At 38.3% G+C, this 13,583-nt stretch carries 14 protein-coding genes; 6 read left to right on the top strand and 8 right to left on the bottom strand.

The features are described 5' to 3' along the window. Window positions 1-9: 9 nt before the first annotated feature. Together BM107_RS08500 and BM107_RS08495 are read left to right on the top strand one after the other, a co-directional pair. Window positions 10-408, top strand: coding sequence for an SRPBCC family protein (locus tag BM107_RS08500; RefSeq protein WP_090982227.1), 399 nt, complete (start codon window positions 10-12; stop codon window positions 406-408). Between the two features lie 390 nt (window positions 409-798). Next, window positions 799-1,458, top strand: coding sequence for an ankyrin repeat domain-containing protein (locus BM107_RS08495; RefSeq protein ID WP_317614797.1), 660 nt, complete (start codon window positions 799-801; stop codon window positions 1,456-1,458). Between the two features lie 102 nt (window positions 1,459-1,560). On the opposite strand, the gene BM107_RS08490 is transcribed toward BM107_RS08495, so the two are convergent. From BM107_RS08490 to pyrF, 6 genes are all read right to left on the bottom strand, one after another. Beyond that, window positions 1,561-1,779 (bottom strand): PspC domain-containing protein, encoded by a 219-nt coding sequence (locus BM107_RS08490; protein ID WP_090982223.1) that lies wholly within the window; start codon window positions 1,777-1,779, stop codon window positions 1,561-1,563. A 128-nt stretch (window positions 1,780-1,907) separates the two neighbouring features. Beyond that, window positions 1,908-2,123, bottom strand: coding sequence for a hypothetical protein (locus BM107_RS08485; RefSeq protein WP_090982221.1), 216 nt, complete (start codon window positions 2,121-2,123; stop codon window positions 1,908-1,910). Window positions 2,124-2,174: 51 nt separating this feature from the next. Further along, on the bottom strand, window positions 2,175-3,458 hold the full coding sequence (locus BM107_RS08480) for a DUF2851 family protein (RefSeq protein WP_090982219.1): 1,284 nt from the start codon (window positions 3,456-3,458) through the stop codon (window positions 2,175-2,177). A 36-nt stretch (window positions 3,459-3,494) separates the two neighbouring features. Next, window positions 3,495-3,821 (bottom strand): hypothetical protein, encoded by a 327-nt coding sequence (locus BM107_RS08475; RefSeq protein WP_090982217.1) that lies wholly within the window; start codon window positions 3,819-3,821, stop codon window positions 3,495-3,497. Next, window positions 3,812-4,045: a hypothetical protein gene (locus BM107_RS08470; RefSeq protein ID WP_208864358.1), complete on the bottom strand. Its 234-nt coding sequence runs from the start codon at window positions 4,043-4,045 to the stop codon at window positions 3,812-3,814. Before BM107_RS08470 ends, BM107_RS08475 begins: the two co-directional genes overlap by 10 nt. A 725-nt stretch (window positions 4,046-4,770) precedes the next feature. Beyond that, window positions 4,771-5,601, bottom strand: coding sequence for an orotidine-5'-phosphate decarboxylase (gene pyrF, locus BM107_RS08460; RefSeq protein ID WP_090982211.1), 831 nt, complete (start codon window positions 5,599-5,601; stop codon window positions 4,771-4,773). A 424-nt stretch (window positions 5,602-6,025) separates the two neighbouring features. Here pyrF and rho point away from each other — a divergent pair, with 424 nt between their 5' ends. Both rho and pssA read left to right on the top strand, forming a co-directional pair. Further along, window positions 6,026-7,771, top strand: coding sequence for a transcription termination factor Rho (gene rho, locus BM107_RS08455; RefSeq protein WP_090982208.1), 1,746 nt, complete (start codon window positions 6,026-6,028; stop codon window positions 7,769-7,771). A 65-nt stretch (window positions 7,772-7,836) separates the two neighbouring features. Then, window positions 7,837-8,532, top strand: a complete 696-nt coding sequence (gene pssA, locus BM107_RS08450; protein WP_090982375.1) for a CDP-diacylglycerol--serine O-phosphatidyltransferase — start codon at window positions 7,837-7,839, stop codon at window positions 8,530-8,532. 51 nt (window positions 8,533-8,583) lie between these two features. Here the strand turns inward: pssA and folK are convergent, their stop codons facing one another. Then, window positions 8,584-9,090: a 2-amino-4-hydroxy-6-hydroxymethyldihydropteridine diphosphokinase gene (gene folK / locus BM107_RS08445; RefSeq protein WP_090982205.1), complete on the bottom strand. Its 507-nt coding sequence runs from the start codon at window positions 9,088-9,090 to the stop codon at window positions 8,584-8,586. Window positions 9,091-9,128: 38 nt separating this feature from the next. Here folK and sppA point away from each other — a divergent pair, with 38 nt between their 5' ends. Beyond that, window positions 9,129-10,895 (top strand): signal peptide peptidase SppA, encoded by a 1,767-nt coding sequence (gene sppA / locus BM107_RS08440; RefSeq protein ID WP_090982203.1) that lies wholly within the window; start codon window positions 9,129-9,131, stop codon window positions 10,893-10,895. A 70-nt stretch (window positions 10,896-10,965) separates the two neighbouring features. Here sppA and BM107_RS08435 read toward each other — a convergent pair whose 3' ends face one another. Next, window positions 10,966-11,595, bottom strand: coding sequence for a hypothetical protein (locus BM107_RS08435; RefSeq protein ID WP_090982201.1), 630 nt, complete (start codon window positions 11,593-11,595; stop codon window positions 10,966-10,968). 89 nt (window positions 11,596-11,684) lie between these two features. On the opposite strand from BM107_RS08435, the gene BM107_RS08430 reads away from it, so the two are divergent. Further along, a complete protein-coding gene (locus BM107_RS08430; protein ID WP_090982199.1) occupies window positions 11,685-13,361 on the top strand; it encodes a helix-hairpin-helix domain-containing protein in 1,677 nt (558 codons plus the stop codon). The last annotated feature ends 222 nt before the right edge of the window (window positions 13,362-13,583 follow it).

The following is a 13,583-nucleotide window of genomic DNA, read 5'->3' as shown; positions in this document are numbered from 1 at the left end:
AATTATACAATGACTGTTATCGATAGCACAGTAGAAGTTAATAAACCGGTTGCTGAGGTTTATACTTTTCTATCCAATATGAACAACCACCAGCAGTTGATGCCAGAAAACATCTATAACTGGGAATCAACCGAAGATGATGCACGGTTTACCATTCAAAATATGGCAAAATTGGCCATTAAAATTTCGAACAGAATAGAGAATCAGGAAATAACAGCAATTCCGAGCGAAAAAGCGCCTTTTGATGTAGAATTAAAATGGACGTTAGCAGATAACGGAAATGGAACTACTACAGCAAAACACATCATTTCAGCTGATTTAAATATGATGATGAAAATGCTGGCATCAGGCCCACTTCAAAAACTGGCTGACCACCAAACCGAAAAACTGAAAGAGATTTTGGGATAGTAATAGATCAAAAGATTTCCGTGATTTCACATAACTAACGAGACGAATTAAACTTCGTCTTTTTTTATTTCCAAAGTTCTTATGCAATCGCGAAAAGAACTCAATAAAAGCGCAGCTATCATACGATCTGATCGCTAACTGTTAAATTTCATATTATATACAGCTTTATACAGATGGCTGAAATCTAGAAATTCAGCATTTTCTTTAATACCGTGCCAGGGGAAGTGAAGGTTTAGTTCCGGTCTTCCATCATTACCAGGCGCTCTCTAACGATTTTAAGTCCCTTTTATTTGCATAAGCTTTTTGCATATTGCGTTGCACGATATATATTTAGCAATTAAACTTTAAAGTTCTCAATTTTTGTTAATTTAAAGCGATTTTTAAAACATTATGATGAGTATAGCGCAACTTGAGGAACAAATTGAAGCTGGAAATTTTCACGCAGTAAAAGAAATTTTGCTTGAAAACCCAAAACTGGCAAATGTGGATACTTCTCATCACATTTCACCACTTTTATTGGCCTGCTATTATAAAAAAAGAGAAATAGCTGATCTGATTGCCGAATTTGTAGATCAATTAACCCTATTTGAGGCTTGTGCTATTGGAAAATTTGATGTGGCTACGCTCTTGATTTTTCAAAACCCTGCCAGTATCAATGAATTTTCCAAAGATGGCTTTACCCCGCTTGGTTTAGCCTGCTACTTCGGGCATGAGGAATTGGCCCGTTTTCTTGTTTTAAAAGGGGCTGATGTTAATCTGGCATCGAAAAATGGCTTTAACGTATTTCCCATCCACTCGGCAGTTGCAACCAACAATTTCAATATCACTAAAATGCTTCTGGATGCCGGCGCATACCCAAATGTTTGTCAGAAAGCAGGCGTAGCTCCTTTACACACAGCTGCTCAACTGGGAAACATTGAATTAATTATTTTATTATTGGAACATGGTGCTGAAGTTTCTCTACGGATGGAAGGCGGAAAAAAACCTGCTGATCTAGCTGCTGAAAAAGGCTTTAATGAAATTGCAGAAATTTTAAGAGACGATGATTAGAGAGTCCTGAGTCTAAAATCGTAAGTCTCTAGTCCTGACAACTGGATAATGACGACTGTCAACTGCAAATTGAACACTGCCAACTGAAAACTGAAAACTGAACTATTCCCAGATCCGCAATCGCATTCTTTTCATGTATGTTCTGATATCAAGCACCACAGCGGCTAAAAAATAGAACAATATGGGAAAACCTACCGCCAAAAATGACGAGTAGATAAAAAACAGACGGACTTTAGCTGTACTCATATTTAGCTTATTAGCCAAATACGTAGAAACCCCAAAACTCTGCTGTTCAAAATAAGTCACAATTCTCTGGAACATTTAAGCTTATTTTAAAATCTTATCATTCGGCACTAAGTAAGAACGCTCCAAAACACGAGCTATTATTTGCTTACAGAGTCTAATTTAGCAAAATTAATTGATTAAGCACAATCGCAAAATTAAAGCAATTATTCCAAAATCAGTTTTTCAAAATCCTGTTTATCTTGGTGTTTGATAAAAAGCGTTTGTTGCTCTTCCAGTCCTGAAAACCTTTTAATCAACTCTGCTTTAAACTGATGAATATCAACATCCTTATTTAAAATAATTGTTAAGGCATCAGCATTCCCCCTTACCTCGATAATCTGATCAGGATATAATTCTTTTAGTTCGTGTGGAAATTCCATAATACAGAAACAAAATTTAAAGTATAAAGTTTTGCAAAAACGGGAAACAGCTTAGGCCTGTTTCAAAATTTTAATTCCAATGCCGCAGGATAAGCATTTTTTCTCATTGCAATACCGCTTTTTTAGCTGTAAAATTCCCTGAGAGGCAAATGCGTTTGCGATCTTCACTCCAGCCCCGGTAAATTTATCAGTAATGGCATTTTGTTCAGCAGGCAAACTTTCCAACAGTTTTATCGCCCTATTGATAAAATATGGTGTTGCGGTATGTTTTCCATAAGCAAATAGAAACAAGGCCACAGTATTTAAAAGAATATTATCTACTGATGCCTTTCCTATCTGAATATTTACTGAAGATGCTACCTTTTTAAAATGGTAGTGCGTTTTCCAGTACTCATTTACAGGCAGATTTTCAAATAAGGTATGCAACTCAGCCACCTGCTTTATTTCCATAACCTTAGAAAAAAGATGATTGGCTTTGGTAATTAATGCAGCAAATTGTGCCAAACGTATGGTTGGAAAATTCTGTGGGCGCATGCGCATAAACTTCCACATCGAAACATTAATGGGTTTAATATTGTATTTCTTTTGGAGAAACTGAAACTCCGCCTTCAACTTTTGTGGATACGCTTCTTCAAAATGATCGTTTAAAAACCCTGCCGCGCCAAAAACCAATGCTTCTATTTGGTGCGGATTGTTTTTATGCCGGCCATAAATGTGCTGCGGAACTGCTTTGGCAAAAAGCTCAAAAGGCAAGGCATTTATTTTGAATCCGAAATTACGCGCCATAAGACGGTAGAATGTCTCATCCCAATTCCCATTTAGTTCGTTTAAGGTCTCTGTAACCGCACTTGTTTTCTGCTCAAAACGTTCAACCAATGTTCTCGATAAAAAGGAATCTATAATCAACTCGTCTACTCTCCCAATCTGGGCAATGCAGGGAAAATCTGTTAAGGTGAGGAAAAGGTTTTCGTACCTTCTGATCAGATCAGCAGAAATGCGGTCTTTAAGTTCCAGAACAGGCAAAATGGTTCCATCCATCCGGGTTATTTCGGCATCATGCTGGTAAACAACATGTAAAATTACATTTTCATATGCGGGATTAACCTGGTGGTTGTGCTTTAGCCAATCTGACGATTTTAAATGAATTTCTACATTTCCGGCCCAGGTGGTTTCACCTATCTTAATTTTGGCGTGATTAAAATCCGGACCTGCATTTAGGTTAAGCAATCCGGTATTGACGATTTCCAGTTTTTCACCATCGCAGGTCTGCAGTCCGTTATAATCAAACGACCTGAACTGCCATACATAATGAAGAAAATCTTCTGGAAAATTCATCCTTGAAGATAATGAATTTATCTGGCTATAACTAACTTATAAGTTTAAATTTTGGGCTTCTTTGGAATAATTGTTAAAAACATAAGTAATCAAATAATGGTTCCCACTTTTTTCAAATAAAAAATACCAGGTTGTTTTCTGACTGATATTAAAATGGATGAACCAACTGCCCCGGTGTGCAATAACCTTTGGAGCAATGTGATATTGCGCTTTGCCGATCTTCCTTTCAACCGTATCGATCAATCTGGTCACATAATCTATAGCACTTTCGCGGATACTGAAATAGTTTTCATAAAAGAGCACATCAACCAATTCGTTAAGATAAAGTAAAACCGAGGGATGGAACCGTACCACTATTTCCAAGGCAAGGCATTAATATGCCTAATGGCTGCTGCTTTAAATTCAGAAGACGATATACTTTCTTTCCACTTTTCATCAAAAGAGGTATCCTTAACCGACGTCTTAACATAAGCTATCTGCTCTTCATTAACCACCGGAAGTTGGTCTTGACTTAAAACCTGTATCAGTTCCTTTTTTTCGGCAGCTGAAAGTTTTTTTATATGCTCTAGTAATGACTTAAAGTCCATATTGTCGAAAGGGTTAGTCATAAGCCAGGTCTAAACAATTAAATATAAGGATTTTTTCGTAAAGAAAAAGAATGAGCTATAGGCAAAATAATCAATTATATATTATTAGAGCCTGTTTAAAGTCTATTACATTACTTCTTCTGGTTTGTCACACTGAGGGATAATTAAATTGTTTAAAATCAATACGAGTGACGTAAAATTGTCTTCTCTTATCCTACCGCGGTCTTGCCTCGGCTCGCCGCCGCCGAAGGGCTCGTTCTTTTTGATGTCAAAAAGAAACAAAACCGAGGCATTGCCGAGCTCATTAATACAAATGAAAACCATGAAAAACTATTAATAAAACACCGGCTGAAAATTTATTCATTGGTTGTTACAATTTTCAGCGGCATTCATGAGAGCTTCGCCGTTTTCTTTCGAAGCCAATGGGATGGCTTGGTCAGTGGAGCCCGAAAAATTTGTTAGGCCGGATTTAAGCAGAACGGAGATATGGTGCTACGGCCAAGCTATGCGGAAATGCATAGATTCTACATGTCGCTCATTAATAAATCATCGCAAAATAACGTCAATGGTAGCCTGTCGAAGTGCTTCTCTTAACTATAAAAAGATTGTCTTCAACTAGGCTCAGACTGACATACGAAATAAATTTCACTTAATTTTAAACAGGCTCTTAATACTGAATTGTATACGATAAATATTTCTCAAGTAACAAGCGATATTCAGTTTCCTTACACCAGCCCCGCCTTAACCAAAATCTGCTCCATTTCCTCTTTCAGTTTTAAAGCCTCTTCCCTGGCTCTCTCGGCAAAATCTTCACCTTGGCTGGCATAGATAATTCCCCTTGATGAATTGATCAGTAATCCACATTGAGAATTTAATCCATACTTACACACTTCACCTAAATCTCCACCTTGTGCACCAACTCCGGGTACCAAAAGGAAATGATCCGGGGCAAGTTTGCGTACATCACCAAATGCCGCACCGCGCGTAGCACCAACTACATACATCATCTGCTCATCTGTAGCCCAGGTTTGTGAGATTTTAATCACTTTTTCAAACAGCCTATCTTCTCCAACTTCCTGCAATTGAAAATCGGCATGCCCTGCATTTGAAGTTAAAGCCAGTAGAATTACCCATTTATCTTTAAAAGTCAAAAACGGACTTACTGAATCGCTCCCCATATACGGCGCAACGGTAACCGAATCGAAACTCATCTCAGATGATACCTCATTAAAAAATGTTTCCGCATACATGGCAGAGGTGTTGCCAATATCGCCACGTTTAGCATCTGCAATAGAAAAAATATCGTTTGGTATATATTTCCAGGTTTCAGTTAAAGTCTCCCAGCCTTTTTTACCATAACATTCATAAAAAGCGGTGTTTGGTTTATAAGCAACACACAAATCTTTCGTAGCATCGATAATCTGCTTATTAAATTCCAGAATTGGATTTTCGTACCTTAACAAGTGTTGTGGTATCTTATCTAGCGAAGAATCCAGCCCTACACATAAAAAAGAACGTTTTTTTTGTATCTGCTCGAAGAGTTGTTGCTTGGTCATATATGTGCTTATTTGCTGCAAATATGAAGATTTTTAAGTTTTCCGAGCGACAAAATAATGTTCACATTAATTATTTTTATAAACATTTTAAACTTTTGCTTGCAGATTACGTTTCAAATACATACAATTGCACCATAATTTCTCAATCGTTTATCTGAATATCCCAGAAAAATTTATCAAGACTTGTTTTTTGTTACCATTTTTTAAAAGCAAATATTGCTTTTTATTCAGCTTGTAAACAATTATGAAACAATTTGAGCACTATCTCTAGTGACCTCAATTAATGTTTTATAGCCTTAAGAACTTATGCACAATGAAAGCCGGGCTTGCGCTAACACAAATATTTTTTAAGCCTGTGCAAATTTATAACAGAAAACATCCGTTATAAACAAATGAAAAATTTCTTGAAACATATATATTTAGAATGTTTAGTAAAACAGAATTAAATGATAAGCTCACAACAGAATTACGTGAGCTGGCAAAAAGCTATGGCATTGAAGGTGCCGACTCCCTAAGAAAAATCGACCTTGTTGAAGTACTTTTACACCAGCAAGAAATTATAAATGCTGCTAAATCAGGTGCAGATCCTTATAGTGAAACTGAACCTGTTACAGCCACACGTGCACCTAAAACCAAAGCCGCAAAAGCACCGAAAGTTGCCGCAGCAGCAACAGCAGCTTCTTCGGTAATCGCTGAAAAAGCCGCTACTACAGATGAGAAACCTCTCGCTAAAGATGAAAAGCCGGTTAAAAAAAGAACAAGGTTAACAAAAACTGAATCTGCTGCACCGGTTGAAAAAAGAAGAGATGCGGTTACTTTGTTTGACGAGCCTCAGCACGAGAAGCAGCCCGACAGAACCAATGATAGTGAAGAAAGTGTAAAACCGATTTCGGCTTTGATAGAGGAAAGTGCAGAAGTACTTCCGGTAGCACCTAAGCAAAAACAAGAGCCTAAAGAAAAACAGGAAAAGCCACAACGTGATGAAAACCGCCAGCAAAAGCAACCAGGCGGTGGCAATCATCACAAAAACGAAAACAGTTACTCTAACCTGGATTTCGATAACGTCATCACAAACGAAGGAGTTCTGGAAATTATGCCTGATGGATATGGTTTCTTACGCTCGGCAGATTACAACTATTTAACTTCTCCTGATGATATTTATGTATCACAGTCTCAAATCAAGCTCTTTGGATTAAAAACCGGTGATACCGTAAAAGGTAGCATCCGTCCGCCTAAAGAAGGAGAAAAATATTTCCCGTTGGTTCGTGTAGAAACCATTAATGGCAGGATCCCTGCTGAAGTACGTGACCGCGTTCCTTTTGATTATTTAACACCACTTTTCCCAACAGAAAGATTAAACCTGTTTACGGATACGAACAACTATTCTACCCGTATTATGGATTTATTTACGCCAATTGGTAAAGGACAACGTGGTTTAATTGTGGCACAGCCTAAAACAGGTAAAACCAATTTATTGAAAGAGGTGGCCAATGCCATTGCCAAAAACCATCCGGAAGTTTATTTAATTATCTTATTAATAGATGAGCGTCCGGAAGAGGTTACTGATATGGCTCGCAGTGTAAGAGCGGAGGTAATTGCCTCAACCTTTGATGAGCCAGCTGAGAGACATGTTAAAATTGCCAACATTGTTTTAGAGAAATCGAAACGTTTGGTAGAAAGCGGACATGATGTAGTTATTCTATTAGATTCGATTACCCGTTTAGCCAGAGCATATAACACTACAGCACCTGCATCTGGTAAAATATTATCAGGTGGTGTTGATGCTAACGCCCTGCACAAACCAAAACGTTTCTTTGGTGCGGCACGTAACATCGAAAACGGTGGTTCATTAACCATTTTAGCTACCGCATTAACCGATACCGGTTCTAAAATGGATGAGGTAATTTTCGAAGAATTTAAAGGAACCGGTAACATGGAACTTCAGTTAGATCGTAAATTATCTAACAAACGTATTTTCCCGGCTATCGATATTACAGCATCAAGTACCCGTCGCGATGATTTATTGCACGACAGAGATACGTTACAGCGTGTGTGGATTTTACGTAACCACCTTGCTGATATGAACAGCCAGGAAGCAATGGAATTTGTTCAATCTCAAATAAAAGGAACAAAAAGTAACGAAGAGTTCTTAATTTCGATGAACAGCTAAATAAGTTTGGCGTTTGGGGTTTGGAGTAATGCGTTTCAAACCCCATGCGCTTAGCGCCTAACCCCATGTTAAAAAAAAATCTTCCTAATGCGATTACCTGTGCAAATCTTTTTTCTGGCTGCATCGGGATCGTTTTTGCATTTAAAGATCATTTAGAAACCACAGCTTATTTCGTTATTTTATCCGGAATATTTGATTTTTTTGATGGTATGGTTGCCCGTTTATTAAATGTTAAATCGGCCATAGGGAAAGATCTGGATTCTTTGGCGGATATGGTGAGTTTTGGCTTTTTACCTGGGGTGATTATTTTTCATTTACTAAAAGCAAGTGACTATTCTTCTGAATACCTTCCCTACCTGGGTTTTATCATCACAGTTTTCTCTGCAATCAGATTGGCAAAATTCAACAACGATAGCCGGCAAACGGAAGATTTTATTGGCTTAAATACGCCAATGAATACCCTATTCATCTGTTCGCTGCCTTTTATTGCGCATGATTATCCACAGATTATTTCCTCCAGCATTTTGCTGATTGCTATTACGGCGATCACCAGCTTTTTACTGGTAAGCGAAATAAAAATATTCTCTTTAAAATTTAGCAATTTGAGCTGGGCGAAAAATAAAATCAAATTTATTTTCCTCATGCTCTCGGCCATATTAATTGCATTTCTGCAATTTGCGGCGATACCTTTTGTATTGATACTGTATATTGCTTTATCTTTTCTTCATTTTAAAGGAACAACGCCAGATCAGAGGATTTAGTCTTTCCCTTACGTATAGGATTGGCTGAATGATTTAGCTATTCTTGACCAATTAAAACTTTTTAACCTCAAGCGGATCGCTTATATTTCGGCAGATCGACAACATGGTTTCTCCAAGCACAGGATGCAAAACATCAGGGGCAATCTCAGCCAAAGGTTCCATCACAAATTTTCTATGCTGCATATGCGGATGAGGCACCTGAAGTTTATCGGGAATGTTGATCACCTGATTTCCAAAAAGGATAAGATCAATATCAATTAAACGCTCCCCCCATTTATCTTTCCTCACCCTCCCCAGCTCCTGCTCAATATTTAATGCAAAATCCAAAACCTCCAAAGCACTTAAACGGGTTTGCAAAGCAACAGCCTGGTTTAAAAATGCAGGCTGGTCGGTTTTGCCCCAGGCAGCCGTTTCATAAAGGGATGAAACGGATAAAACCCCGCCCACTTTATCATTCAACAGTTCAATGGCTTTTTTCAGATTTGCCACTCTATCGCCTAAATTCCCACCTAGTAACAAATAAGCCGTATGGTACTCTAAAGCTTGATTAAGCATCATGTATTTTTATATCTTTACAGCACAAAATTAAAATTTAAATGAGAGAATTCTTTAAGTATTTATTTGCCTCCATGTTGGGCTTTTTCTTATCAATCATAATCGTTTTTGTAATCTGCTTCATCGTTGTAGTGGGATTAGTATCTTCTATTGATACTGACAAAACCATTACGGTTTCTAACAATTCAGTATTATTCCTAAATCTAGATCAAGCCATTACAGAACGTACGCCAAAAAAAACATTTGGTAACCTGCCAATTGTTGGTGGTGATGAAAAAGATGCGATAGGCCTGAACGACTTCCTAAAGGCGTTGCAGAAAGCCAAAACAGACGATAATATTAAATGTATCTATTTGAATGTAAGCAGTCCGAATGCAGGTTTTGCTACTTTACGCGAGGTTAGAAATGCACTGATTGATTTTAAAAAATCGCATAAAAAAATCATTGCTTATAGCGAAGTATATACCCAGGGAGCCTATTATTTGGCTTCAGTTGCTGATAAAGTATATTTAAATCCTGAGGGGGCTTTAGAATTTAAAGGTTTCAGCTCAGAACTTACTTTTTTTAAAGGCACATTAGAAAAAGTTGGTGTAGAAATGCAGGTAATTCGTGTTGGAAACTACAAAAGTGCCGTTGAGCCTTTTATTTTAGATAAAATGAGCGATTACAACCGTAAGCAGGTAACGGCTTATGTTGGTGGATTATATAATACATTCTTAAGTGATATTGCCGAAAGCAGAAATATCCAGAAAGATAGCCTGTATAACATCGCTGATAATTACAAAATACGACAGCCGCAAGATGCAGTAAACTTTAAAATGATCGATGCTTTAAAATATAAAGATCAGATTTTAGAGGAATTAAAAGGATTATCCGGCAGAACCAGAGGAGAGAATATCCGTTCTGTTTCGATTAACGATTATGCGAAGAATAATAGCGATACCGGAGAAGGTAAAGACAAAGTTGCGGTAATTTACGCCAATGGTGAAATTAATGGCGGCGAAGGTTCTGACAACCAGATCGGCTCGGAGCGCATTTCCAGGGCAATCAGGAAGGCACGTTTAGATGATGATATTAAAGCAGTTGTACTCCGCATCAACTCACCCGGAGGCAGTGCTTTAGCTTCTGACGTCATATGGAGAGAGGTTGTGTTAACCAGAAAAGAAAAACCGGTTATTGCATCTTTCGGCGATGTGGCCGCTTCAGGTGGTTATTATATTGGTTGCGCTGCCGACAGCATTTTTGTACAGCCGAATACCATTACCGGTTCGATAGGGGTGTTTGGCATTATTCCAAATTTCCAAAATTTAATGACCAACAAACTGGGAATTACATTTGATGGTGTGAAGACGGGTAAATATGCAGATATCATGGCCACTAACCGCCCGATGACTGAAGGCGAAAGATTTATTATTCAAAATGAACTGAACAGGGTTTATAGTGGTTTTGTAAGTCGTGTGGCCGATGGCAGAAAAAAAAGTAAAGCCTATATCGACAGTATTGGCGGTGGACACGTTTGGATTGGTACAGATGCCGTTCAAATTGGACTGGCTGATAGAATCGGAGGTTTTAAAGATGCCATTAAGTCCGCGGCCAAAAAAGCAAAACTAAAGGATTATAAGGTAGTGGAATATCCGGATGTAATAGACCCATGGAAATCGTTATTGGATGAAGGTACAGACAAGATTAAAACCTATTATACCAAACAGGAACTGGGCGATAATTATATGTTTTACCAACAGATGAAAAAAGTGATGGCAAGCTCTGGAATACAGGCCAGGATGCCATTTGAAGCAGTTATAAAATAATGTAAGATGGAGAGGATGTAAAATGGAAGACGGAGCTACCCCCTATTCCATTTTACATTTTACTTTATCCCTAATTAATCAGTTTCCATTCCGGGTGCAAGGTCAGATAAGTTTGGTTAAGCGCAATATTTGCCGGATGTACCGTTAAGGCAATGCTTTTCCCTTTTAAAAACTCAAAACCGATCCCCTCTTTTTTCGCATCATAAACAACTACCGTATCTTTTTTTTCATTCAGATAAGCGTAAAGTTTGTTAATACCCTGGATTTTCAGCTTAGTGTCCTCCAAACTAACGCCGGTAGCTAGACCATCCCTTGTTTTAAATTCATTTGAAGTGATCCTGATCTGCTTTACATCTTTCACCTGCATACTGGTATCCCGGTAAGAAGAATAAATAGCCACCTCATTCTTTCCGTTGGCTGTTGAATCGCTGCTGTACCAAATTCCCCAGGCTTTGCCCATGGCTGCATCGCTAAAATCAGGTCTTCCAAGTTTTGCGCTTACCTGCTGCATATCTTCGCCAAGACTTATCTCTCCTATTGAATGACCTGCGACAACCAGGAACCGTTCATCAACCGCTTGTGCGGAAACAGAAGTAGTACCTGTTAACGAATCTGGTTTATTTTCATCAGTTTCCCTTTCAGATTGACAAGCAAGGAAACTTATACTTAACCCTAAAAGGACTGTTTTTGTAATTTTCATGAGTGTAAAACAACGCTTTAAGAAAATTGTGTTTAGAAACTGATCAGCATGATCAAAATTTGAGGCATTATTTCCTAATTTTACCCTTTATGGAAAACAAGACCATCGCCCGCACCTTACGTCTCTTATCGCAGCTCATGGAACTGCATGAAGAAAATCCCTTCAAGATAAAATCAGTGGCCAATGCTTACTTTAAGATAGATAAACTGCCTTTTGCCTTAAAAGACAAACCTCTGGATGAACTGGATAAAATTGATGGTATAGGTAAAGGGTTGGCTTCTAAAATCATAGAACTTCTTCAAACAGGAGAACTACAAGAGCTTAATGAAATACTCCAAAGAACACCCGAAGGTGTGGTAGAAATGCTGGGTATAAAAGGCATCGGACCAAAAAAAATATTCATCATCTGGCGTACGCTGGGAATTGAAAATATCGGTGAACTATATTACGCCTGCAATGAAAACCGATTGATTGAAGCCAAGGGTTTTGGTTTAAAAACGCAGGAAGAAATTAAAAATGCCATTGAATTTAAACTGGCTGCCAACGGCAGATTTTTATATGCACAGGTAGAAGGATTTGCTAAAACCTTGTTTACACAACTTGCAGGTTGGGCCGAAAAAATTGACCAAACTGCACTTTTAGGCTTTGCTGGTCAGTACCGCCGTGCATATGAGATTATTGATGAACTCGAAATGGTGATTGGTACAGAACATATTGATGCCATAAAGCAAAATTTGCCTTCGTTTGAACAACTTTCTCTTATTGAAGCGGAGCAATCTTACATTTGTACCACTGAGGCCGGACTCAGGATCAAAATCTATGTGACGGAAAGATCAGCCTTTTATTTAGAATGGTTTGCCTTAACCGGAAATAAAGAACACGTTGAAAAAGTACTGGCTTTAGCAGGCAACGGCCCTTTCACAAATGAAGAAGAAATTTACAGTAAGGCTGGATTAGCTTTTATCGAGCCAGAGCTACGTGAAGATTTGGATGAAATTGAACTGGCTAAAGCAAATAAACTTCCAGCATTAATCCAATATGAGGATTTGAAGGGTAGTTTGCATAACCACTCTACCTGGAGCGATGGTGTGCATACACTAGAGCAAATGGCGCTGTATTGTAAGGATAATTTAAACCTTCAATATCTCGGTATCTGTGACCACTCTAAAACCGCAGTTTATGCCAAAGGATTAAACGAACAGCGTGTTTTTGCGCAACACCAGGAAATTGATGAATTAAATAAAAAACTTGCTCCATTTAAAATTTTCAAAGGGATTGAAAGTGATATTCTAAGCGATGGATCGCTCGATTATTCAGATGACATCCTTAAAACATTCGATTTTGTGGTAGCTTCTGTGCACAGTAACCTCCGTATGGATGAAGCCAAAGCAACCGCCCGTTTATTAAAAGCAATTGAAAACCCCTATACCACTATCTTAGGACATCCCACCGGACGTTTGTTATTGAGCAGGGCCGGCTACCCTATTGATTATAAAAAAATTATCGACGCCTGTGCGGCCAATAGCGTAGTAATCGAAATCAATGCCAATCCCTTACGTTTAGATTTAGATTGGCGCTGGCACCGCTATGCGCTTGAAAAAGGTGTATTACTGTCTGTAAATCCCGATGCCCACCGTACCGAAGGTTTTCATGACATGCATTACGGTATTTCAGTAGCCCGCAAAGGCGGTTTAAGCGCCGACAAATGTTTGAATGCTTTCACCTTAGAGGAGATTACTGCATACTTTAATAGTAAGAAGGTTTAGGGTTTAGGGTTTAGGGTTTAGGGTTTAGGGTTTAGGGTTTAGGGTTTAGGGTTTAGGGTTTAGGGTTTAGGGTTTAACAGAACTCAAGAAAGCTTGTTTAAAATATCTTCAAAAACATCGGTGGAATCTCCTAATCTGTGTAATCATCCCGTCAGGAAAAATCTGTATGTTCCCCAAATCTGCGTATTTAAACCATAAGAAATCTTTTAATATCTTTGCCCC

The sequence above is a fragment of the Pedobacter suwonensis genome, from assembly GCF_900111825.1.
In the GTDB taxonomy this organism is placed as follows: Bacteria; Bacteroidota; Bacteroidia; order Sphingobacteriales; family Sphingobacteriaceae; genus Pedobacter; species Pedobacter suwonensis.
Note: the sequence above shows the minus strand (reverse complement) of the source record. Positions and strands in the feature narration are given on the sequence as shown.

What these genes read in the sequence shown, in the direction of transcription:
- BM107_RS08500 (WP_090982227.1), top strand. Translation starts at nt 10, where the DNA reads ATGACTGTTATCGATAGCACAGTAGAAGTTAATAAACCGGTTGCTGAG.
- BM107_RS08495 (WP_317614797.1), top strand. Translation starts at nt 799, where the DNA reads ATGATGAGTATAGCGCAACTTGAGGAACAAATTGAAGCTGGAAATTTT.
- BM107_RS08490 (WP_090982223.1), bottom strand. Translation starts at nt 1,779, where the DNA reads ATGTTCCAGAGAATTGTGACTTATTTTGAACAGCAGAGTTTTGGGGTT.
- BM107_RS08485 (WP_090982221.1), bottom strand. Translation starts at nt 2,123, where the DNA reads ATGGAATTTCCACACGAACTAAAAGAATTATATCCTGATCAGATTATC.
- BM107_RS08480 (WP_090982219.1), bottom strand. Translation starts at nt 3,458, where the DNA reads ATGAATTTTCCAGAAGATTTTCTTCATTATGTATGGCAGTTCAGGTCG.
- BM107_RS08470 (WP_208864358.1), bottom strand. Translation starts at nt 4,045, where the DNA reads ATGGACTTTAAGTCATTACTAGAGCATATAAAAAAACTTTCAGCTGCC.
- pyrF (WP_090982211.1), bottom strand. Translation starts at nt 5,601, where the DNA reads ATGACCAAGCAACAACTCTTCGAGCAGATACAAAAAAAACGTTCTTTT.
- rho (WP_090982208.1), top strand. Translation starts at nt 6,026, where the DNA reads ATGTTTAGTAAAACAGAATTAAATGATAAGCTCACAACAGAATTACGT.
- pssA (WP_090982375.1), top strand. Translation starts at nt 7,837, where the DNA reads ATGTTAAAAAAAAATCTTCCTAATGCGATTACCTGTGCAAATCTTTTT.
- folK (WP_090982205.1), bottom strand. Translation starts at nt 9,090, where the DNA reads ATGATGCTTAATCAAGCTTTAGAGTACCATACGGCTTATTTGTTACTA.
- sppA (WP_090982203.1), top strand. Translation starts at nt 9,129, where the DNA reads ATGAGAGAATTCTTTAAGTATTTATTTGCCTCCATGTTGGGCTTTTTC.
- BM107_RS08435 (WP_090982201.1), bottom strand. Translation starts at nt 11,595, where the DNA reads ATGAAAATTACAAAAACAGTCCTTTTAGGGTTAAGTATAAGTTTCCTT.
- BM107_RS08430 (WP_090982199.1), top strand. Translation starts at nt 11,685, where the DNA reads ATGGAAAACAAGACCATCGCCCGCACCTTACGTCTCTTATCGCAGCTC.